Below are 21,568 nucleotides of genomic sequence, written 5' to 3' on the forward strand. Positions count from 1 at the left end.
AAATTAACCTCTTTTCCTTTTTTTCAACCCATCTACTTCAGAGTTAATTTTGATAAAATTACGAAAAAGGAGTTTATTTGAGATATATTTTAACATTTATTTTAATAATTTTTTTTAGCGGATGTTCTAAAAACAGCAAACCCGATGAAAATCATATAACTAAAGAAAACAACTTAACAATCCAAAAAAGTATTAATAAAGACAATGTCACAATTATACATTTTGATAATTTCGTCTTGAAATTTAAAAACAATGAACTTGTTTACCCTGAAAATAAAACCGTTATTTTATTTGATAATAATAACTCATATTCAAAAGCTCAAGAAATGGTTCTAAAAAAATTAAACATTAAATACTATAAAACAAATGCGCCTTATTTAGAAAAATATTTTAATATCAATAATTATCCGACAATTGTCGTTTTAGACAAAAACAAAACAGTAAAATATGAAAACTTTACACCATACGAAATTTTAAAAGCTGAAGGATTTTAAATGCTTGGATTTATAAAAAAAGGGCTTAATAAAACAAAAGAGGCCTTAAAAAGTGTCGTTGGAAGCGAAAAAAAAGAAAAATTACCGAAAGATTTAATAGAAGAAGCTCTTTTAGAAGCGGATATGGATTATGATTTAGTAGAAAAAATAATAAATCGCCTTCCTGAAGAAGTAACTAAAGAAAAACTTAAAAAAGAACTTGCTTGGGTATTTAGCGTTCCGAAAAACGATATAGAAATTAACGATAAACCATTTACTTTTTTAATAATAGGAGTCAACGGAGCAGGTAAAACAACTACTATAGCCAAACTCGCACATAAATTTAAAAGTGAAGGTAAAAGTGTTATATTAGGAGCTGCCGATACATTCAGAGCAGCTGCAATCGAACAGCTTACGAAATGGGCTGAAATACTTGACGTTCCTATAGTGAAGACAAAACAGGGACACGACCCTGCAGCCGTAACATACGACACCATTGCAAGTGCAAAAGCAAAAGGTATAGACATTGCTATTATAGATACGGCAGGAAGACTGCATAATAAAGTAAACCTACAAAACGAACTTAAAAAAATAGTAAACGTTGCAAAAAAAGCTTATGAAAACGCACCTCATAAAATAGTTTTAATAATTGACGGAACACAAGGCAGCAGTGCTATAAACCAGGCAAAAGTATTTAAAGAAATCGTGGGCGTGGACGGTGTAATTATCACCAAACTCGACGGAACTGCAAAAGGTGGAAGCATATTTACCATAGGACATGAACTGCAGCTTCCGATTCTTTTTGTAGGTGTGGGTGAAAAACCGGAAGATTTGGTCAAATTTGATAAAAATGAATTTATTGAAGGAATTTTAGAGGGTCTTTATGACTAATATCATTTTTTATTTCGGTTCTGTTATTATCATTTTTGCTTTTATAGGGTTATTAATACTAAAATTTAAAGATGAAGACAACATAGATTTAAATAAACACAAATGGATCATAATATTATATATTCTACTTCTAATCAGTGCTATTATCACATGGAGAATCATCTATCTTTTATTAATATCAAGCACACAAGAAATAATTAACTATAACCAAAACATACAAAGAGTAATAAATGGCTAAGAAAAAAACTGTTTACGAATGTATTGAATGCGGATATAAAAGCGCTAAATGGATGGGTAAATGCCCCGCATGTGGCAGCTGGGAAAGTTTTGTGGAGGTAAAAGAGGAAAAATCTTCTTCAAAACCATCTTCCAAAAAAGCAAAAGTTTTAAAATTCGAAGAAATAGAAAAAGAAGAAATTGAAAGATTCAGCTCAGGTGACAGTGAACTTGACCTTGTTTTAGGGGGAGGAATCGTTCCCGGCAGCCTTGTGCTAATCGGAGGAAGTCCGGGAGTCGGAAAATCCACCCTTATGATGAAACTTGCAGGAAATATTGATAAAAAAGTTCTATATGTTGCAGGTGAGGAAAGTCCGGGACAAATTAAAATACGTGCGGAGAGACTCGGAATTAAAAACAAAGATCTTTTCTTAATGCCAGAAATAGTTGTGGAAAATATACTTGAAGAAATTAACAAAGGTTACGATTTAGTAATTATTGATTCAATTCAGACAATTTATTCAGAAAATTTACAATCAGCCCCGGGTAGTGTTTCTCAGGTCAGAGAAGCGACTTTTGAACTGATGAGGATTGCAAAAGAAAGTAAAACACCTGTTTTTATAATCGGACACATTACGAAAGAAGGCTCAATCGCTGGTCCCAGAGTACTTGAACATATGGTTGACACCGTATTATATTTTGAAGGAGACGCCAGCAGGGAGCTCAGAATCCTTAGGAGTTTTAAAAACAGATTCGGTTCAACAAGTGAGATAGGCATTTTTGAAATGACAAAACAGGGACTAATCAGTGCTAAAAACAAATCTTTTTTCAGCAAAAAAGCACTCCCTGGGAGTGCAATCACAGTTGTTTTGGAAGGAACAAGACCTATTGTTTTAGAAGTTCAGGCTCTTGTGAGCGAGAGTTATTCCATTCCAAAAAGAAGCGCTACAGGATTCGATTTGGCAAGACTTAATATGATTTTGGCCCTGCTTGAAAAAAAACTAAATCTACCTTTTAACCAATACGACGTATTTATAAACGTGACAGGCGGAATTAAAATAAACGAACCCGCAGCGGATTTGGCAGTAATAGCGGCTATTGTAAGCAGTTTTAGGGATAGAAAAATAAGTAAAGAAAGCGTATTTATAGGAGAAGTGAGTTTAGTTGGAGACATCAGGGAAGTGCCGGGGCTTGACCAAAGAGTCAAAGAAGCGGCAAACCTTGGTTTTTCAAAGGCAATAGTACCAAGCAAACCTATAGAAGAGCCTATTAAATGTTATGAAGTCAAGGAAGTGGAAAAATTACTTGAGTGGATGTGATTTTTCTTCTTTTTTACCTCTTTTTTTACAGTTTCCTTCAAAAATAGCACCTTCTTCTATTATAAGGTTTGTAACAACGATATCACCGTTTAAAACACCGTTTTTTAATATCTCAATATTTTCGCATTCAGCTTTTCCGATAAATTTTCCTTTAACTACAAGCTTTTTAGCGTATATTTCTCCGTCAACCACTCCGTGTTTTCCGATTGATACAAGAACTTTTGATTCAATTTTACCTTTCACCTCACCGTCAATATGAATGTTGGACTCTAAAATCAAATTACCGATTATTTTGGCTTTTGATGAAATTATTGTGGTTTCTTTTGCATTAACGCCTGTATCGCCTTTATCAAAGACTCCCATGGTACATTCCTTTCTTTTTTAAATATCTTAAATAAATTCTGTGCATTCCAATTAATAAAATAAATTGGGTTTAGCGGTTTATTATTATATCTTATTTCATAATGTAAATGTTGACCGGTACTAAGTCCACTGTTTCCCATATATCCGACAATTTGTCCTTTTTTTACGAACTGACCTTTTTTAACCTTTATATTTTTTCTCAGATGCGCGTAAAAAGTGACAAAACCGAATGCATTTACCATTTTAACAACATATCCGTATCCGTACGGATTAAGCCCTGCACCCACTACTATACCGTTAGCAGTAGCATAAATAGGAATCGTACCCCTACCTTTTATATCAATTCCCGGATGAAACTCTCTTTTTTTAAGTATGGGATGTATTCTCCATCCAAACTTACTACTTATAAGCAGTCTTTTAACCGGCTTTCCGTTTGGTACCGATGCGAGAAGCGCGTTTATAGTGTCTTTGGAGAGGTTTTTTATATCAATATTTGAAATAAACACATCTCCCTTTAATCCCATTTTTGTTTCAAGTTCATCAATTTTTTCACTTAGTTTATTAAGTTTTGCTTCTTTGTTAAGTAATTCGTTTTGCGCAAGTTCTATTTGGGAGTTAAGTTTAGTGAGTTTTTGATTTAACATCATAACTTTTTGATTTAAGATTGTTTTTTGAATAGAAATTTGTTTAACTTCTTTTTGTAAATATTTAATGTACAAAAAGCCAAAAACAAGTACTGATACGATAAACAAAAAAAGGAATATCAATATTTTTTTAATTATCTTATGAACGGAATAATGTTTTGAACCATCAACAGTCGTAACTGTTATAATATATTTATTTTTCAATTTTTATTTTGCCTTTTGGTTGTAATATTCTTCAAGTAATTCGAAAGATTCTTTTACTCTTGTAAATTTTTTAGCATAAATTTTCTGAATAAGCTCAGGTTTTTGCCTGTGCAAATCCGGATGGTATTTTTTTGCAAGGCGCCTGTACTCTTTTTTAATTTTATCAAATTCATAAATAGTGGAAACACCAAATAACTCCAATGCGTTTCTGACTTTATTTAAATATTCTTTCAACGACCCTTCTACACTAAAGTTTTTGGTATAAGAAAACTCGTTTTCATCAATATTAAACACAATTTTATAACCCATAATAGAATGCTTTGAAGCTAAAGCGCTTACTATTCTTTGAGATTCTTCATTAAACGTTACAACCAGCCTTTCGTTATTCATATCTATCAAATCAAATAAAAAAAGACCTTTAATATAATTAAACACCGGAGGTTTTGGATTTGCAAACAGTATTTCAAATTCTTTGCTTGAAAGCTTTCTAATCGTAATATAAATGGCTTTTTCATCAAAAGTAACCGAATATTTTTTAATTTTGATAATTAAGTCTTTTTTATAATTCAAAAGAAGTTTATGTAGTAAATTCTCATCCTCGCCTTTTTGTTTTTTATACATATTGGCAATTGCCTGCAGCAATAGCTTATGTTTTCTTATGTTTTTTTTGTCAAAAAAAATTTTATACTGATTATCGTTTATTTCAAGCTTATTAAAAGAAAGTCTTATAAACTCTATAAAACCTTTGATTTTAAATCTCGAATCTATAACAACTTCAATATTTTCCCCAATATTTATATCAAATACCTTATCCGTCATCTCTCTTCGCTATAATTAAAGTGGCGATGGGAAATATAAGTTTTTGCTTTTTAACAATACTAAATCCTTTTAAATTATTCAATATTTTGTTTTCATCCAGTGAAGTTATACTTTTTCCCAGCAATTTATATTCCTCTTTCATACCGAGCATCATACCGGCTATTACAGGAACTATTTTATTCATATACCATAATATGAGTTTTGATATTATGCTATCGTTTTTTACCATTTCCACAACAGCAAAATATCCCCCTGGTTTTATATGTTTTTTTAAATTTTCCATACCTTTTTCTAAATCGTCAAAATTCCTCAAAGCCATAAATGCGGTAATTATGTCAGCTTTTTCATGAAGTATTGCATCTTCAGCCGTATCCTGAATAATAATAATCTCTTTTTGATTTTTTTTAAGTTTTATATGTGGACATTGTTCAAATATAACTTCAAAATCCTCTTTTTTATACCCCATCTTCTGGAATTTCTCAACGATAACCCTTACCATTTCGGCACTCGGTTCTATTAAATACATTTTATTAAAATCAAGTGCCCTGGCCATTTCTCCTGTTGCACTTGCTACGTCTATTAACGTTCCGTTTTTTATGTATTTTTTTATTTCACGTACAAACATCCATCTCCAAAGTTCCTCTATCCCGAAACTTACGACTTTTGTGGCAAAATCATATCTTTTTGCAAGCTTATCATATATTTTTATATCCATATTATCTCCCGAAAACAATTAAATCACTACTCTGATTTGTATGTAATATTTCAAATTCATCTTCACTTCTGAAATTAAATCTATTCGCAAATTTTGGGCTTACTATAAACACTTTCCAATCAACCATATGTTTTATTTCATTATAAAGTCTTTCTCCTCCCTCGATCATTATAAATTTATAATCTTCCAGTTTTTCCAAACTATCTTCGATAAACACTTTTCTATTTTTAACGTTAAAAAGCGGAATATCTCTTTCAATTCCGTCATTTTTGGAGTATATCAATACATCCGGGGCTTTACCGTTTACTCTTCTGGCGTCAAGGGTAGGTCTGTCTATTCTTACAGTGTTTCCACCTATTACGAGCAAATCAATCTTATCTCTTATATTATGTACCCAATCAAGCGATTCATCGGAACTTATATATCCTCCCGTAATTGCTCCATTCATCGTAAGAGCCAGTTTATAAAACACAAACCTATTTTGCCATTTTATAAACGGCTCTATCAGATGAAAGCATCTTTTATCATTTAAAATCTTAACATCAATACCGGAATTTTTAAGTATTTCCACCCCTCCGCCGTGTCCTTTTATTGGATCCGGCCAACCGATGCTCACGCTTTTTGGTTTTAATTCTTTTAAAAGATACGCACAAGAAGGTGTTTTTCCTTCGTGTGCACACGGCTCAAGTGTTACATATACGTTTGCGTCGTTAAAAAATCCGTTATGATGTTTTTTTAAATACTCATGTATTTCTTTTGAAGTATAAAGTTCAGGTGCATCATGAAAAGCCCTATACGCCTCCCAAAGTGCATGCACCTCCGCATGCGGCTCACCCGCTTTTTTATGAACACCTGTAAATATTTGATTCTTAACGATTACAGCGGCTCCGACCGCCGGGTTAGGATAAGTCAGAAACTGATATTTCCACGCTTCGTTTATAATTAGATCAAAAACATATCCCCATTTCTCAATTCTCAATTGTGCATTCTCCATTATTCTTCGTATTTATATGTATTCCACTCGATATAAGTTTTAGCTTTTTTGATATCGTCAAAGTTTACTTTTTCTTTTCCTATCTCGGCCACGTTGTCGATAAAACTTTTCAGCTCACCTTTTAGTTTTGTTCCGTCGTTGGTAGTTACTTTTACTTTTTCCCCTATACTTTTTTCAAAATGTTCAGGCTTAGTAAGTTTTCTTTCAAGTCCGGGTGAACTCACTTCAAGGAAATATTTTCCTTCAACCGGGTCTTCTATATCGAAAATAGGAGAGATTAAATTATTTATTTTAGCGCAGTCATTAAGGCTTACACCACCAGGCTTGGTAATATATACCCTAAAATATTTATGCCCTCCTTCTTCGCTAAGTTCAATATCATATAAATCGCATCCATTATCTTCAACGATGTTTTTAATAATATCGTTTAATTCGCTTCTGTTCATTAAATCCCTTTTTTATTTAATTATATCATTTTTGCTTAATTATAGTACCAAACCAATCTTAAAATCTAATATTTTTACTAAGGTTGATTTGTGTATTAGTATGTTGGTTATTGGGGTTGTTAAGGTTAGTTATGAAATCAGCTTGTTGCACAGTTTAGTAACTGTTATTAAGTATTATCCTCAATTCTATTTATTTTCCCGGAACTTCTCACTTTTAATTTTTCACTCTCTATTTTTCATTTTAATTTTATATATTGTGAAAGATATTTTGCTACACCATCTTCATCATTTGTATGAGGTAAAACAATATCCGCTCTTTGTTTTACTTCGTCAACTGCGTTTTTAACCGCAACAGACTTACCGGCATACTCAAACATCCCTATATCGTTATGACTATCACCAAAAACCGTTACTTTTTCAGGTTCTACTTCCATAATTTCTTCAACTTCTTTAAGTGCATGAGCTTTATCACCCAAAGGGTGTAAAATAGTTAAAAAATAGCACTCCATATACGGGTCTTTACTTAGCTTCGTTTCAAGGTTAAAATTTTCTTTTACTTTTTTTTCTATTTCGCTAAGCGTCAATTCATCTCCGAGATATACAAGTTTCAGATTATGTTTAAGGGCTCTTAGCTTTTCAATGTTTAAAACCCTGCTGTCGTTTTTATAATTTTGCAGAAGTTCCTGCTGGTATCTGTTTAAATATTTCGGATATAAAAATTTCTCTCTCCCAGGTTCATCAAACCCGACAATCAAAGGTCTTTCGTCAAACTCTTTTTCAATAAGAAAAATCAATTCATCACCTGTTTTTTTATCAATATCGTTTGTTTTAAGTATTTTACCATCAGGCATAGCTATCATAGCACCGTCAAGCAGTACGAGAGGATATTTGAGGTTTAGCCCTTTAAGAAGTGTGGTTGCACCTTTATAGCTTCTGGCAGTTGCTATTGTCAAAGGATAAACAAATGAATTCCAGACGTTTTTGCTGTAATCGCTAAGAGAAAGGTCGCTTCGCAAAAACGTCTTGTCAAGGTCGGTGACAAAGATCATTTTTTGGAAATTTTATTGAAAAGATCTTCCATTTTGTTTTCCTGCTCAAGCAGATCGTCAAACGTAAAACTGAGATTCGGAACTTTAAACCATCCCGTAGATTTAAGGCAATAGTTTTGAATATAGCCTCTTGCCTGTTTAAGCTGCTTGAGGCTTGCTTTTTGTTCTTTATCGTTTAAATAACTTTTTTCAAGGTAAACTTTAGCGTCGCTTCCGTCTCTTGAGCATACGACGTCCACAACGCTTAAGCCTCTTATTCTTCCGTCATTCATCTGTGAAAGAGCCTCAGGAATTATCTCTTTTAAAATAGACTCTTTTCTCTGGACTTTAATACTTTTGCCCATTCTTACCCTTCAAATTTCGCTTTTTCTTCGATTTTTCTGTATGTTTCAAGGATATCGCCTACTTTTACGTCGTTGTATCCTTCAACCATAATACCGCACTCAAAACCTTTACCGACTTCTTTAACGTCGTCTTTGAATCTTTTAAGACTCGCAAGTTTAGAATCGTATATAACGACACCGTCTCTGATAACTCTTACAAAGTCACCTCTGTGTACCACACCGTCCTGTACGTAACATCCGGCGACAGCACCCACTTTAGGTACCATAAACACATCCCTAACTTCAATAGTAGCCGTTACTTCTTCTGTAACTTTAGGCGTCATAAGACCTGAAAGAAGTTCTTTTACATCATCAATCAGATCGTAAATGATAGAGTACGTTCTAATCTCAATACCCTCTTGTTTAGCTTTGTTTTTGGCACCGCTTGTAGGCCTAACGTTAAATCCTAAAATAATTGCGTGTGGCTCGCTTGCTTTTGCCAAAATAACATCATTTTCCGTAATAGCACCTACGTCGCTGTGAATAATGTCCACTTTAACTTCTTCGTTTTTAAGTTTTGCAAGGCTACCTTTAATCGCTTCAACACTTCCCTGGGTATCAGCTTTTACGATTACAGGAAGTTTTTTAAGTTCACCCTCTAAAATCATTTTCTGTAGATCTTCAAGAGTAGCTTTTGTTGATTTTGATTTTTCTCTCTCTTCTAAGAACTCTTTCCATTTTTCTGCTGTTTCTTTAGCTATTTTATCACTCTCAACCGCCACAAGTACGTCACCAGCCATAGGAACTTCGTCAAACCCTGTAATTTCCGCAGGCTCACCAGGTAATACTTCTTTTTTCGGTTTACCAAGATCATCAATCATAAGTCTCACACGTCCGTACGTTTTACCACATACGAAACTGTCTGCTTTTTTAAGCGTACCGTTTTTAACAATAATGGTCGCAACAGGTCCTTTTCCTTTTTCAACCCTACTTTCAATAACGACTGCTTTAGCTTTTCTTTTAGGATTTGCTTTAAGCTCCATCATTTCAGCCTGAAGTAGGATAGTCTCAAGTAAGTCGTCTATACCTTCTCCCGTTTTTGCAGACACGTTAACGAATTCATACTCTCCACCCCATTCAACAGGTGTAATTCCCATCTCCGCTAATTGAGACTTAACTAAATCAGGGTTTGCTTGAGGTTTGTCAATTTTGTTTACCGCTACTATAAACGGCACTTCAGCCGCCTGTGCATGCGCAATTGCTTCTTTTGTCTGAGGCATTACACCGTCGTCTGCCGCTACTACGATAATAGCGATGTCAGTTACCTGGGCTCCCCTTGCTCTCATTTCTGTAAATGCTTCGTGTCCAGGTGTATCTATAAACGTAATTTTTTTACCGTCTTTTTCAACCATATACGCACCGATGTGCTGAGTAATTCCTCCTGCTTCTTTAGCAGCAACTCTACTGTTTCTTATTCTATCTAAAAGAGAAGTTTTACCGTGGTCTACATGCCCCATAATTGTAACGATCGGAGGTCTTTCTACAAGGTCATTTTCGTCATCTTCAACTGAGTCATACTTTTTAACATAATCAAATTCTGCAAGAGGGTCATATACTTCTACCGGAATTTCAAACTCTTCCGCAAGAGTTTCAATATATTCTTCACCTAAAAAGTCGTTTTTATCTCTTTCTTCTCCAAGCTCTCTTAATGCTTCTATTACCTCTTCTAACGGTTTATTAATCGCTTCGGCAAATTCATAAACTCTAACTTCTTTTGGTATTACTATCGTTTTAATTTCAGCATCTTTTTTCTTTTTCTTTTTCTTCTTTTTCGCAGTTTCTTTTGTTATTCCGCCTTCACTTGGTTTTTTTCTTTTAACAGGCTGCGTTTTTTTCTGTTTTTGCTGTTGCTGTTGAGTTTTAGTTTTTGCTTTCTCTTCAAGTTCTTCGTCGTTTTTAAGATTTAAATCATTAAAATATAAATCTAAAAGCTCAACCTGATTTTCTTCAATTACATCCATATCAGCCAAATCAACATTGATTTGAAGTTCTTTTTCTTCTCTTTTTTTAGCAGGTTGAGGCTTCGGTTTTGGTTTCGGCTTAGATTTTTGAGTTTCTGCCTGTATTTCTTGTTTTTCTTCTTTTTTTTCTAATTCAGGTTTAGGTTCCGCTTTTTTAACTACCTCAATACCTTTTTGAGTTTTTTTAACCAAATCGTTAAAACTACCACGAGAGCGTCTTCTTCTTTGAGGTTTTTCTTCTTTTACCTCTTTTTTCGCTTCTTCTTTTTTAGGTTTCGGTTTTTCTTCTTTTTTACCGCCGTTTAAAAAATATTCCTGAATTTTTGCAGCATCCATTGGTGAAATTTCACCTCTTGTTTTTGCCTCAATTCCGATTTCTTTTGCAATATCTACTACTTCTTTCGCTTTAAGACCCAGTTCTCTTGCAACCTCTGATACTTTTATCTTCAAGTAAACTCCTTTTTTAATTTAAAATGGAAAATGGAAAATGAACAATTTCCTCTTTCGCTTTTTCTTTTGTAATTTTACATATTTTAGATATATAATTTATAAATTTTTTTTCGTTTTTACAGTTGTCACACACATAAAAGCTTCTTCCAAATCCGTCAAAAGGACTCAGTTTTCTATTTTTACACTGTAACCTGTAAAGTTCTTTTTGAAAAAGCCTTTTACGGCATACGACACACATCCGTATCGGTTTATGTTCATTTTCCATTATCCATTTTCCATTGTCTGTTGTTAATTGTATACTTTTACTCCTACATTGTCAAATTGAAGTATTTTAATAGTAAAATCTTTAAAATTATCTCTAAGTACATTGTATATACTGTATGCGTCATCTTTATACGCAAGATTGAAAAAAGTAGAGCCGCTGCCGCTGAGTGTCGACATCAACGCACCTTCTCTTAATGCGATTTCTCTTACTTTAAACAGCTCCGGTACGGCTTTCATTCTGTTTTCCTGATGAATTTTATCTTCTACCACATTTCTTAAAATTTCAAATTTTTCACTAAAAAAAGCAGCTGTAATCATCGAAGCTGATGATATATTCGTAACAATATCTTTTAAATTGTAATGCGCCTTAAGAGCGTTTCTGCTTTTTTGAGTTGAAATTGTTCTATTCGGTATTACGACTACGGCTCTTAAATATGTCGGTATAAATTTTTTAAGAAAATAAACCCTGTTTTTTCTAAGCTTCGCAACACAAAAGCCACCTAATGCCGCAGGTGTTATGTTATCAGGATGTGGCTCATATGAAAGAGCTAAATTAATTATTCTGTCTTTTTTATATGGAACCTGTGCCATTTCATAAGCTGCCGTAATTGCAGCTATAATTACAGCTGAAGAGCTTCCGAGTCCACGTGAGAGAGGGATTTTATTATTAAACTTAAATTTAAAACTATCTTCTTTTCCTGTTAAATTTTTATAATGATCCATAAATATTTCAACGAAATAGTTTCTTTTTAACGTTCTTAAATACTCAGCATTTTCTCCGTATATTTCAATACTCGTATAGTCGCTTTTTACTATTTCTATTTCATTTCTTAAATTAAGCGCAAGTCCTAACGTGTCAAAACCCGGACCTAAATTCGCACTTGTGGCTGGAACTGTAATTACCATCAAATCCCTTCTTAAACTGCTTTTAAAATATAAAGAGGCTCTGTTTCCTCACTAAAATCTGTAATTTTTAGCTCTGTCGGAAGCTCAAACGTACCTTCTTCTAACTCTTTTTTAAGTGTAATTATACCTTCTTTTTTTACAAAATAACTATTCCCTACAGCTTTTATAGGCATGTTTTTATTAAAATAAAACCCGTCCGCCGCTAAAAGTTTTATTTTTTTTGCCACTTCAAATGTTTTAAAAAAAACATATGCAAGTTTAATAGCCATAAAACTGCCCGGCCCTTTTGAATAGATTATTGAATTAATTTCGTATTTTTGAAGTATTTCATCGAAGAGAGAAGGTAAAACATCGCTTGTCATACCTTCTTTTTCAATTTTTTCTATAAGTTTTCCGTTTTTATAAATGCCGATTAATAAAGGTTTAGAAATAACAATAGCAACTATATCAACTAAAGGCTTTTGCAACCGCTTTTTCTCCTTCTTTTTCAAACGTAACAATTTCAAAAGCTTCTTGTGCTACCAACTCTTTTGTTAATAAGTGATTTAAATGATGCCCGCTTGCAAAAGCTTCATAACTACCTATAAAATTACCGCCTAAAAGACTCATATCGCCTATTGCATCAAGAATTTTATGTCTTACAAATTCATCTTCAAATCTTAATGAGTCGTTTAATATTTTTTTATCGTCAAGTACAATCGCGTTTTCTAAACTCCCTCCCAGAGCGAGTCCTATACTTCTTAAATATTGTACTTCTTTTAAAAATCCGAAAGTTCTTGCTCTTGCAATCTCTTCAATATAATTTTTAGTAGAAAAATTAAACATATATTTTTGATTACCGATAACAGGATGATCAAAGTTAATCTCAAAATCAAAACTTATTTTCTCGTTAGGTTTCAATTTTGCAAATTTGTCCCCGTCTTTTATTTCTACCTCTTTAGTGATTTTAATAAATTTTTTTGGTGCTTCAAGTTCTTTGATTCCGGCTTCTTCAATCATCATTACAAAACTTATTGCACTTCCATCCATAATAGGCACTTCATCGTTATCAACGATTATTCTTAAATTGTCTATTCCGAATGCATAAATTGCACTCATTAAATGTTCGATTGTGGAAACCATAACACCTTCGTTGCCTATTACAGTGGCCATTTTGGTATCTACTACATAATCTGGACTTAAAGGTATACTTACCCCTTTATCGCTTCTGTAAAAAACAATACCGCTGTCTTCAGCCATCGGTTCAAGTCTAAGTTTTACCGGAACTCCTTTATGAAGTCCTATACCTATAGCTTCCACAGGCCTTTTTATAGTTCTTTGTTTCATTCTAAAACCTTCTTCATATTATCGCTTATCAATGTGAGTTTATCAATTTTACCTATATCGGCGCCTTTGAATATAATTGTACCTTTAATGTTTCTTTTTACAATCATATAATCTCCGTCGCAAACCACACGACCTTCACATTCGTCAAAAATCTCAATATTACCACTGCTCTTAATTTTAGCACCGGCATTAATTCTGTTTAAAAACACCAAATTATCTTCTGTCAAAATTTCTTCTCCGCTACGTATAATTTTATCATAAATACGTGTTTCGGTTTTTATTTTTTTAATTATTTCTTTTTCTACGACTTTTATTTCTTGCGATATTTCCTTTTTAGGAGTAAAACCTTCCGAATTACTTACAAAATAAGACAAATTTTTTGACCTTAAAAAATTTTCAATTTCTTTATTCGACTCTTTCAATAAAAAATAGTAGTTTTTAATTAGCTCGTATTTGCTTTCAACTACTTTTATTAAATTTTCATAATCGTCTACTTCAAAAACTCTTATGGTCTTTTGTCTCATTTATTGATTATCCTTTTCGCCCCATTAATTACATTTGTAACATTTAGCTTAATCCATCTTGGATCCATCCATTCTATAGGATTTACAGCATAACCCTGTACATAAACTCCGAAATGGAGATGATCGCCAAACACCGCTCCTGTTGAACCGGTTCTTGCTATTACCTGGCCTCTTCTGATCTTATCACCCACTTTAACTTTAAATACCGAAGTGTGTCCATACAAGGTGTATAATCCTAATTTATGATATACAATTAATGTATTACCATATATACCAATATATTTTTCAGCAATAACTTTACCGTAATTGCTTGAATAAATTTTCGCTCTTTTTACTTTAGCAAGATCTATTCCCTTATGAATAGCATTAGAAATCTTTTCGCCTTTATAATAGTAAGTTCTCTGCTCTCCAAAATAAGCTCTTACTGCACTTCCCGGCAGTGGATTGAATCTTGCAATAGAAAAATAACTTATTTTATCTTCATATACTTTATCAGTAAGATCGTGTATTTCTTTCTCATTCATTGCTCTTACAGTTTCATTTACTTTTTTAAATATCTCAACAGGATCGTTTGGAATAGGTATATCCATTTTTTCAAGTACTCTTTTTGCAACACTATTAATAAATTTATCACTTATTTTAATTTTTGCTTTCGGATATCTGTATTTTCTCCAATAATAAGGAATATGCTCTTTTACAATATTTCCTGCCATGTCTTCCGCTACAAGTTCGGCATCAAACGTTTTTTCTTTTACAGGCCATGCAATTAAAGCAACATAATAATTTTTTTTCACAAATGGAGTTAGGTTAAATCTGTATTTTCCGTTAACCAAAATATATTTATCTTTAAGGTTTTCATCGCTTACTTTAACAACAGCAGCTGCACTTCCACCGTTTCCTATAGCATAAGAATTGTTAATTATTTCAGTCAAAGGTGCTGTAGTATCGACCTGCAATATTATACTTTTTTTTGCTTCGTTGCCCGCAAAAAAATGCCATTTTGAATTATCAACGGCAGCAATATTTATTTTTATCTGTTTTGCGTTTGTTTTCGGAAGATTGATTTTAAGTACAACTTCTTTCCCCATTGCCGGATCTGTAAGAGTAGCGAGTTCGCTTACGACTCCACCCGCAATCATAGTTACACGATAATATTTAATTCCGGACTCGTCTTTTAAAATTACTTTTAACGGTTTTTTAAGATTCGTAAATCCGTTACTTTCGATTTGAATACTCGGAGGAGTTTTTTCAAACATCGGAGAAAAATATACAAACCCAGCTGCACCAGCAATTAAAAGCAGTATTAAAATCCATAATTTCTTCATATATATCCTTTTTTCAAAATTTTACAAAACGGTAGTTAATTTGAGGTTAATGCTAAACTATCTCTTTCAAATCTTTTTTTAGCATTTCTTTTACTTTTTCAAAATCAAATTCACCTTTTATTGTTGCGCCAGCTGCTCTGATATGTCCTCCGCCACCGTGTTTTTGTGCAATTTTACTTACATCTGCATAGTTTTTACTTCTAAGAGAAATTTTTATACCTTCATCATCTTCCCTTAACATACAAGCCACTTCAACTGGAGCCAAAGCTCTTACACTGTTAACTATAGTATCCGTATCATCTTTTATAGCACCTGTAATTTCCATCATTTCTTTTGTTACTTCAACAAAAGCGACTTTACCCTCACAGCACATTTCAATGGTTTCATATGCTTTTGCAAGAAGTCTAAGGCGTGAAAGTCTGTCTCTTTGAAAAAGCATTTTTGAAACAAAATCCGGTTTTACACCGCATCTAACCAAATCAGCCGCGCATTCAAACACTTTATCATTTACACTTTCATATTGGAAACTTCCAGTATCCGTTACAAGAGCCGTATAAATACAAACGGCGGTATCTGCAGGAATGTCAATATTATTCGCTTTTAATATATCGTATATCACTTGTGAGGTGGAAGCATGATTAGGTTCTATTAAATTTATATCCCCGTAGTTCGTGTTGGAAATATGATGATCTATGTTTATTAAAAAAGAAGGCTTCTCTTCCAGTCCCAATCTGTCAAAACTTCCACAGTCAAATGAAATTGTAAGATCAGTTTTTTTAGGTAATTTATTTGTAACTTTGTCAAAGTTTGGCAAAAAATCAAGATATTCGGGTAATGGTTTCGTTGCATTAAAAACGGTAACCTTTTTACCCATTCTTTTTAAAATAGGATAAAGTGAAAGCTCACTTCCAAGAGCGTCACCGTCAGGATTTATATGAGCAATAAGTAAGATATTATCGGCTTTTTTAATTTCATCCCATATCTGTTTATAAATTTCCATAACAAGCCTTTTTGTTGAAATTATAACATTAATGGCGGTGGATTGGTTATTAAAGTAATAATGTTCTTAAGGTTAATTAAACTTGTTGAGGTCGTTGAAATTAACTGATATATTGCTTTATTAGTAATTAGTATATTAGTAGATAATTATCTACTAATCAGGGTCTGGCACTGCCTCAATTCTCAATTCTCAATTGTAACATTTTCCATTTTCAACTTGCCATTAACCATTGATTAAACCTTGCCTTTTGCCTTATAAACAAACGCAAGCACTTCCGCAACAGCTTTATAAAGTTTTTGAGGTATCAGCTCGTCAATATCCACAAGCTTATAAAGCTCCCTTGCAAGAGGAGGATTCTCCACAATCATAATATCATGTTCCCTTGCTATTTCTTTAATCTTAAGCGCAAGATTATCTACACCTTTAGCAATTACCCTTGGAGCTTCGTCTTTTGTTTTATCATACCTTATAGCCACGGCATAGTGCGTAGGGTTTGTAATTACAACATCGGCTTTAGGTACTTCACTCATCATTCTTTTTTTAGCCATTTCCCTTTGAAGCTGTCTTATCTTAGCTTTAATTTCAGGGTTACCTTCCGTTTGTTTATATTCGTCTTTTATTTCTTGTTTGCTCATACGAAGCGATTTTTTGTAACTATATCTCTGATAGATAAAATCAATTGCCGCAAAGACCAAAAATACTGCAAGCATCGCGGATATAATGATTAAAGCTTTTTCTTCAAACCATTTCAGCTGTTCAAAAAAGCTCATAAGTTCAAGTTTAGGAATCTCTTCTAAAAATTTCATAAACAGCCATGCTCCGACACCAAAAGCCACTGAAACCTTTAGTGTCATTTTTATACCTTCCACTAAGGTTTTAAGAGAAAAAAGCCTTTTTATACCTTTAATCGGATTTATCTTTTCAAACTTTGGAATTATCGGCTTAACGGTGAATAAAAATCCAAACTGCATTACATTGCCCAATATTCCCGCAAGAACTACAGCTCCTAACAGTGGAGCTAATAATATAAAAAAATTAAGGGCTGATTTAAGCACTATCTCAAAAACAATGTTTTTTGTTATTTCTACACCTATAAAAGAAGTATAGTACATATAAAATTTTTCTAAATAATACGTAATATATTTAAGATAAAAAATAATAACGATAATAGCAACAAATAAAACAACAAATCCGCTTGTTTCCATTGATTTCGGAACATTACCCTCTTTTCTCGCATCCTGTAGTTTTTTGGGGGTGGGATCTTCCGTTTTTTCCATATCGTCAGCCATTAAATACCTTTTCTTAAATCTTCATCAAGTATACTTTGCATTTTTTTACCGAGCTTATAATACACAAAACTAAATAAAATCACAATTACAATCACCAAAAGACTACTTTTTAAACTTTCAGGTGAATTTTTAGCATTATATCCCACCAAAATTGCTGCCGCACCAAAACATAGTACGGTCCCAAGTATTGAAATTAAAGCATTTGAATTTGTTTTATTTCTCAGTTTAAAATTTGCAAGATTAACAAGTCCGAATATTAATAAAAACCCTAAACTTCCTGCAACAGAAATATTTTGAATATCAAAAGAAGTTGCAAAAATTATAGCCATCAGTCCCAAAATCAGCATCCCCTCATAGCCTTCTTTCACTTTTTTTGCAAATTCGCTTGGAAGTTCTCCTAATTTCGCTACCAAATATCCTACCCTGCCACCTCCGTAAAGTGTTGCATTAATCGCACTGGCTGTTGAAAGAAGTGCCGCTGCGGAAATAATCACAAACCCGGCTTTACCGAAAAACGGCTCGGTTGCTATCGCCAATACATAGTCCTGAGCTCTTTTGGCTTCTTCAAAACTCACATTTCCGACTGTTACAATAGCAATACTTACATATAAAAAAATCACAAAAATTACTGCACTATAAAATGCTCTTGGAAGAGTTCTTTTAGGATTGTCTATATCTTTTGCGGTATTTGCAATAAGCTCAAATCCCTCATACGCAAGAAAAATGATAAGCCCTCCTGTCACAATTTTCAACATACTTTCCCAATACTCTGGTGAAAGCCTGTGAAAATCTGCACTAAAAATCCCTGCCGCTACAAATATAAGCAAAATCGCCACTTTAATAAAAACCATTAAGTCTTCGGCTTTTCCTGTTAAAAAAGCTCCCATTAAATTAATCATCACAAATAAAATTATTACTGCACTTGCACATAATTTATGAAACCACATCACCTCATCACCAAAAAAAAGCGCACTTGCATAGCTTCCGAATGCATAAGCATAAAGGCTCAACATTATTACATAACTTATTAAAAGCAAATTATTTACAACCGACGAAAACAGATTATTACCAAAAGCCTGTACTATATATTCAATACTACCGCCTTCACTCGGATAAGTAATAGATAATTTAACATACGAATAAGATGTAATTAAAGCAATAATCCCGGCTATCAAAAATGCAACCGGTGCTGCTCCTTTAGCCAAATCAATTGTCAGTCCCAAAACTGCAAATATCCCTCCTCCTACCATTCCTCCGACACCAATACTAAAAGCTTCCCAAAAACCTATTTTTCTTTTCATAATTTTTCCTTGCCTAAACAGTCTGAAGTTTGTATATAATTATTATATCACTTTTTAAAGGCTGCGAATGAATATATTTGTATCTGCTAACAATACGGACCAGGGAAAAACCTATTCAACTCTTTTACTCATGGAAATGTTTGCAAAAAAAGGCTATAAAGTAGGAGTAATAAAACCGATAGAAACAGGCGTAGATAAAATTCCCGCCGACGGTTATAAACTTTACAACAAAGCTAAAGAATTAAATCCTTTTTTACAACAACTTTCAATTGAAGACATTGTTCCCGTCAGACACTCTTTACCCGCAGCTCCTTATGTATCAGGAGAAGTCGACTTTCAAAAAATAAAAACCTCTTATGAAAAAATCAAACCTTTATGTGATGTTTTATTAATAGAAGGAGCCGGCGGCATTTTGGTACCTGTAAAGGATAAATTTAAAATGATAGACTTTTTAAATATTTTCAATGCTAAACTTTTTATGGTATTTAGCAGCAAACTCGGAATGATTAACGACTTTTTATTAAACAAATATTACCTTGATTCAAACGGTATTGAATTTACTTGGGCTATAAACCTTTTTGACGAAAAACACTATTTTGAAGTTTCGCATCCTTTTATGCAAAAATACAATCCTTTATTTATACAAAAAGATTTAGATAAAATAACACAAAAACTCTTAGGAGAATAGATGGAAACACAAGAATTAAATACGCACCTGAAATTTAACAAAAAATTCGGTCAGTTAATTGAAATAGGAGAAGATACGGCAAAAGTAAGGCTTGAAACAACTGAAGATATGGCCGTTGATGAAGAAGGGCTTGTTCATGGCGGTTTTACATTCGGAGCTGCTGATTTTTGTGCCATGGCCACTGTTAATCATCCTTACGTGGTATTAGTAAGAAGTCAGTGTGAATTTATGGCTCCCGTAAAAGTCGGAGATGTGGTTGAATTTGAAAGCGAAACAATTATGAAAGAAAAAAGAAAACATGAAATAAAAGTAGTCGGAACAATAAATGAAATAAAAGTGTTTGAAGGAATCTTCGGCTGTGTAATATTAGACAAACATGTTTTAAAAAGAAAATAATCACATTTTTTTCTTTTTTTTATTATACACTTCATATATTCAATAAGAATTTACACAAAAATATAAACATAATTTAAAATAAAATTTATAGTGTCAGGCACTTATTTAAATAAAAACAAAAGAAGAAGATTATCTTCTTCTGCCTCTTCCAGAGTTTCTGCCGCCTCTGAAATTTCCTCTTCTACCTCTTCTTCTGTCTCTATCGTTTCCGCCTTTTGAGTTAGCGCTTCTTTCAAGAAGTCTTTTTGCTTCTTTTAAACTTTTTCCGATTCTCTCTTTACCGTCTGCATCTTTTTCAAAAAGCATACTTGCAAATTTTGTAGCTATTGTAAATAGGTCAAAATCGTTTTGTAACACTTCTACAATTTCAATAGATTTTGTGTTAGGTTCAATTGAACTTATTTTTTCCATAATTTTTTGGATTTCTGTATTTTTCACATCTTGAAGTGTCGGTACTTCTTTTAGTTCAATTTTAGAAATTTTCTGAATTTTACTAAGAGCTCTGAATTCATGAGGAGTTACAAGCGAAATAGCCATACCTTCTTTACCGGCTCTTCCTGTTCTTCCGATTCTGTGAACATAGCTCTCAGGATCAAGTGGTAAGTGATAGTTAAATACATGTGTAACATCATTTACGTCAAGACCTCTTGCCGCTACATCAGTCGCTACAAGTATTTCTATTCTGTTACCTTTAAATCCTTTGATAACTTCTTCTCTTTTTCTTTGGTCCATATCACCGTGAAGACCTTTTGCATCAAAACCTACACCGCTTAAAAAGTCAGCCACCGTATCTACATCTTTTTTTGTTCTACAAAACACTATCGCTTTATTAGGCTGTTTATAATCAATTAGTCTTATTAAAGCGTCGTTTCTTTCATGTTCGTCGATTACGTAAAAGTATTCTTTGATATTTTCGTTGGTTACTTCTTTTTTTGTAATCTGAATAAATTCTGGGTCTTTAAGAATCGTTTTTGCCAAACTTAAAATCGGTTTTGGCATTGTCGCACTGAAAAGAAGCGTTTGTCTGTTGCTCGGTACGTATTTGAAAATCTCTTTAATATCATCCAAAAATCCCATATCAAGCATTTCATCAGCTTCGTCAAGCACCACATACTCAGGTGCAATATCGATTTTACCGCTGCTTAAAAGATCTATTAGTCTTCCGGGAGTCGCTACGATTACTTCAGAATTTTTGATGTGGTTAATCTGTCTTGAATAGCTGCTTCCTCCATAAACTGTAGCAGTATGGATTCCGAGGTGTTTTCCGAATCTGAAAATTTCTTCACTTACCTGAATAGCAAGTTCTCTTGTCGGAGTAATAATAAGAGCTTTTTGCCCTTTTTCAAGCATATTAAGAATCGGTAGTCCAAATGCAGCTGTTTTACCAGTACCTGTTTGAGCCTGAGCTACAATATCTTTACCCTGAAGAACTACAGGGATCGCTTTTTCCTGAATCGGAGACGGTTTTTCAAATCCGATTTCTTCCAATCTTTTTAGTATTTCTTTTTTTAAATTAAAATCATTAAATGTCATTTTTTTCCTTATTTTATATATTAATGTTGCAACTAAACTTTTGTACCTTGAAGCTTCCGCTTCATAACTTCACAATTTATTTACTTAGC

Annotated in this window: 25 protein-coding genes; 6 read left to right on the forward strand and 19 right to left on the reverse strand. The window is 33.1% G+C overall.

Annotation, left to right across the window (positions count from 1 at the left end):
- Positions 1 to 77: 77 nt before the first annotated feature.
- Genes NAMH_RS07535 through radA form a run of 4 tightly spaced genes read left to right on the forward strand, consistent with a single transcriptional unit; the run spans position 78 to position 2,899 of the window.
- Complete coding sequence (locus tag NAMH_RS07535) at positions 78 to 494, forward strand: hypothetical protein (RefSeq protein ID WP_012663731.1); 417 nt, start codon at positions 78 to 80, stop codon at positions 492 to 494.
- A complete protein-coding gene (ftsY, locus tag NAMH_RS07540) occupies positions 495 to 1,364 on the forward strand; it encodes a signal recognition particle-docking protein FtsY (protein WP_015901743.1) in 870 nt (289 codons plus the stop codon).
- Positions 1,357 to 1,602: a hypothetical protein gene (locus tag NAMH_RS07545; protein WP_041361663.1), complete on the forward strand. Its 246-nt coding sequence runs from the start codon at positions 1,357 to 1,359 to the stop codon at positions 1,600 to 1,602. Before ftsY ends, NAMH_RS07545 begins: the two co-directional genes overlap by 8 nt.
- Entirely contained in the window at positions 1,595 to 2,899 is a 1,305-nt protein-coding gene (gene radA / locus NAMH_RS07550) for a DNA repair protein RadA (protein ID WP_012664010.1), read from the forward strand. Before NAMH_RS07545 ends, radA begins: the two co-directional genes overlap by 8 nt.
- Here radA and NAMH_RS07555 read toward each other — a convergent pair.
- The 18 genes from NAMH_RS07555 to NAMH_RS07640 form a co-directional block, all read right to left on the reverse strand.
- Entirely contained in the window at positions 2,882 to 3,262 is a 381-nt protein-coding gene (locus tag NAMH_RS07555; RefSeq protein ID WP_015902827.1) for a bactofilin family protein, read from the reverse strand. The two genes, radA and NAMH_RS07555, sit on opposite strands and share 18 nt — an antisense overlap.
- Positions 3,208 to 4,110 carry a peptidoglycan DD-metalloendopeptidase family protein gene (locus NAMH_RS07560; RefSeq protein ID WP_015902440.1) on the reverse strand — a complete coding sequence of 301 codons (903 nt, stop codon included), beginning with the start codon at positions 4,108 to 4,110 and terminating at the stop codon, positions 3,208 to 3,210. The genes NAMH_RS07555 and NAMH_RS07560 overlap by 55 nt, the downstream gene beginning before the upstream one ends.
- Before the next feature lie 3 nt (positions 4,111 to 4,113).
- Positions 4,114 to 4,929: a DnaJ domain-containing protein gene (locus NAMH_RS07565; RefSeq protein WP_012664002.1), complete on the reverse strand. Its 816-nt coding sequence runs from the start codon at positions 4,927 to 4,929 to the stop codon at positions 4,114 to 4,116.
- The gene (locus tag NAMH_RS07570) at positions 4,919 to 5,644 is read right to left on the reverse strand and encodes a class I SAM-dependent methyltransferase (protein ID WP_015902530.1); all 726 of its coding nucleotides are present in this window, start codon (positions 5,642 to 5,644) and stop codon (positions 4,919 to 4,921) included. Before NAMH_RS07570 ends, NAMH_RS07565 begins: the two co-directional genes overlap by 11 nt.
- Position 5,645: 1 nt before the next feature.
- Positions 5,646 to 6,638, reverse strand: a complete 993-nt coding sequence (gene ribD / locus NAMH_RS07575; protein ID WP_143709760.1) for a bifunctional diaminohydroxyphosphoribosylaminopyrimidine deaminase/5-amino-6-(5-phosphoribosylamino)uracil reductase RibD — start codon at positions 6,636 to 6,638, stop codon at positions 5,646 to 5,648.
- Entirely contained in the window at positions 6,638 to 7,084 is a 447-nt protein-coding gene (locus NAMH_RS07580) for an LSm family protein (RefSeq protein ID WP_012663625.1), read from the reverse strand. The genes ribD and NAMH_RS07580 overlap by 1 nt, the downstream gene beginning before the upstream one ends.
- 236 nt (positions 7,085 to 7,320) lie before the next feature.
- On the reverse strand, positions 7,321 to 8,133 hold the full coding sequence (locus NAMH_RS07585) for an HAD family hydrolase (protein WP_015902072.1): 813 nt from the start codon (positions 8,131 to 8,133) through the stop codon (positions 7,321 to 7,323).
- Positions 8,130 to 8,477 (reverse strand): 30S ribosome-binding factor RbfA, encoded by a 348-nt coding sequence (gene rbfA, locus NAMH_RS07590; protein WP_015901993.1) that lies wholly within the window; start codon positions 8,475 to 8,477, stop codon positions 8,130 to 8,132. The genes NAMH_RS07585 and rbfA overlap by 4 nt, the downstream gene beginning before the upstream one ends.
- 2 nt (positions 8,478 to 8,479) lie before the next feature.
- Complete coding sequence (gene infB, locus NAMH_RS07595; RefSeq protein WP_015902638.1) at positions 8,480 to 10,927, reverse strand: translation initiation factor IF-2; 2,448 nt, start codon at positions 10,925 to 10,927, stop codon at positions 8,480 to 8,482.
- A gap of 13 nt (positions 10,928 to 10,940) precedes the next feature.
- Positions 10,941 to 11,192 (reverse strand): YlxR family protein, encoded by a 252-nt coding sequence (locus NAMH_RS07600; protein ID WP_012663775.1) that lies wholly within the window; start codon positions 11,190 to 11,192, stop codon positions 10,941 to 10,943.
- A 23-nt stretch (positions 11,193 to 11,215) separates the two neighbouring features.
- Entirely contained in the window at positions 11,216 to 12,097 is an 882-nt protein-coding gene (gene thrB, locus NAMH_RS07605; protein WP_015902236.1) for a homoserine kinase, read from the reverse strand.
- Positions 12,098 to 12,108: 11 nt separating this feature from the next.
- Positions 12,109 to 12,564, reverse strand: coding sequence for a hypothetical protein (locus tag NAMH_RS07610; protein WP_012663836.1), 456 nt, complete (start codon positions 12,562 to 12,564; stop codon positions 12,109 to 12,111).
- Positions 12,545 to 13,423, reverse strand: coding sequence for a UDP-3-O-acyl-N-acetylglucosamine deacetylase (gene lpxC / locus NAMH_RS07615; protein ID WP_015902487.1), 879 nt, complete (start codon positions 13,421 to 13,423; stop codon positions 12,545 to 12,547). Before lpxC ends, NAMH_RS07610 begins: the two co-directional genes overlap by 20 nt.
- Positions 13,420 to 13,947 (reverse strand): septum site-determining protein MinC, encoded by a 528-nt coding sequence (minC, locus tag NAMH_RS07620; protein ID WP_015901750.1) that lies wholly within the window; start codon positions 13,945 to 13,947, stop codon positions 13,420 to 13,422. The genes lpxC and minC overlap by 4 nt, the downstream gene beginning before the upstream one ends.
- Complete coding sequence (locus tag NAMH_RS07625) at positions 13,944 to 15,272, reverse strand: M23 family metallopeptidase (RefSeq protein WP_015902783.1); 1,329 nt, start codon at positions 15,270 to 15,272, stop codon at positions 13,944 to 13,946. Before NAMH_RS07625 ends, minC begins: the two co-directional genes overlap by 4 nt.
- 52 nt (positions 15,273 to 15,324) lie before the next feature.
- Positions 15,325 to 16,272, reverse strand: a complete 948-nt coding sequence (locus tag NAMH_RS07630) for a DHH family phosphoesterase (RefSeq protein WP_015901952.1) — start codon at positions 16,270 to 16,272, stop codon at positions 15,325 to 15,327.
- 233 nt (positions 16,273 to 16,505) lie between these two features.
- On the reverse strand, positions 16,506 to 17,561 hold the full coding sequence (gene flhB, locus NAMH_RS07635; RefSeq protein ID WP_012663580.1) for a flagellar biosynthesis protein FlhB: 1,056 nt from the start codon (positions 17,559 to 17,561) through the stop codon (positions 16,506 to 16,508).
- Entirely contained in the window at positions 17,561 to 18,862 is a 1,302-nt protein-coding gene (locus NAMH_RS07640; RefSeq protein ID WP_015902235.1) for an APC family permease, read from the reverse strand. The genes flhB and NAMH_RS07640 overlap by 1 nt, the downstream gene beginning before the upstream one ends.
- A 67-nt stretch (positions 18,863 to 18,929) precedes the next feature.
- On the opposite strand from NAMH_RS07640, the gene bioD reads away from it, so the two are divergent.
- Positions 18,930 to 19,550 carry a dethiobiotin synthase gene (gene bioD, locus NAMH_RS07645; protein ID WP_012663446.1) on the forward strand — a complete coding sequence of 207 codons (621 nt, stop codon included), beginning with the start codon at positions 18,930 to 18,932 and terminating at the stop codon, positions 19,548 to 19,550.
- On the forward strand, positions 19,551 to 19,946 hold the full coding sequence (locus tag NAMH_RS07650; protein WP_015901723.1) for a PaaI family thioesterase: 396 nt from the start codon (positions 19,551 to 19,553) through the stop codon (positions 19,944 to 19,946). It begins immediately after the preceding gene.
- 129 nt (positions 19,947 to 20,075) lie between these two features.
- On the opposite strand, the gene NAMH_RS07655 is transcribed toward NAMH_RS07650, so the two are convergent.
- Positions 20,076 to 21,479, reverse strand: coding sequence for a DEAD/DEAH box helicase (locus NAMH_RS07655; RefSeq protein WP_012663559.1), 1,404 nt, complete (start codon positions 21,477 to 21,479; stop codon positions 20,076 to 20,078).
- Positions 21,480 to 21,568 lie beyond the last annotated feature (89 nt).

This window comes from Nautilia profundicola AmH, from assembly GCF_000021725.1.
GTDB classification, from domain to species: Bacteria; Campylobacterota; Campylobacteria; order Campylobacterales; family Nautiliaceae; genus Nautilia; species Nautilia profundicola.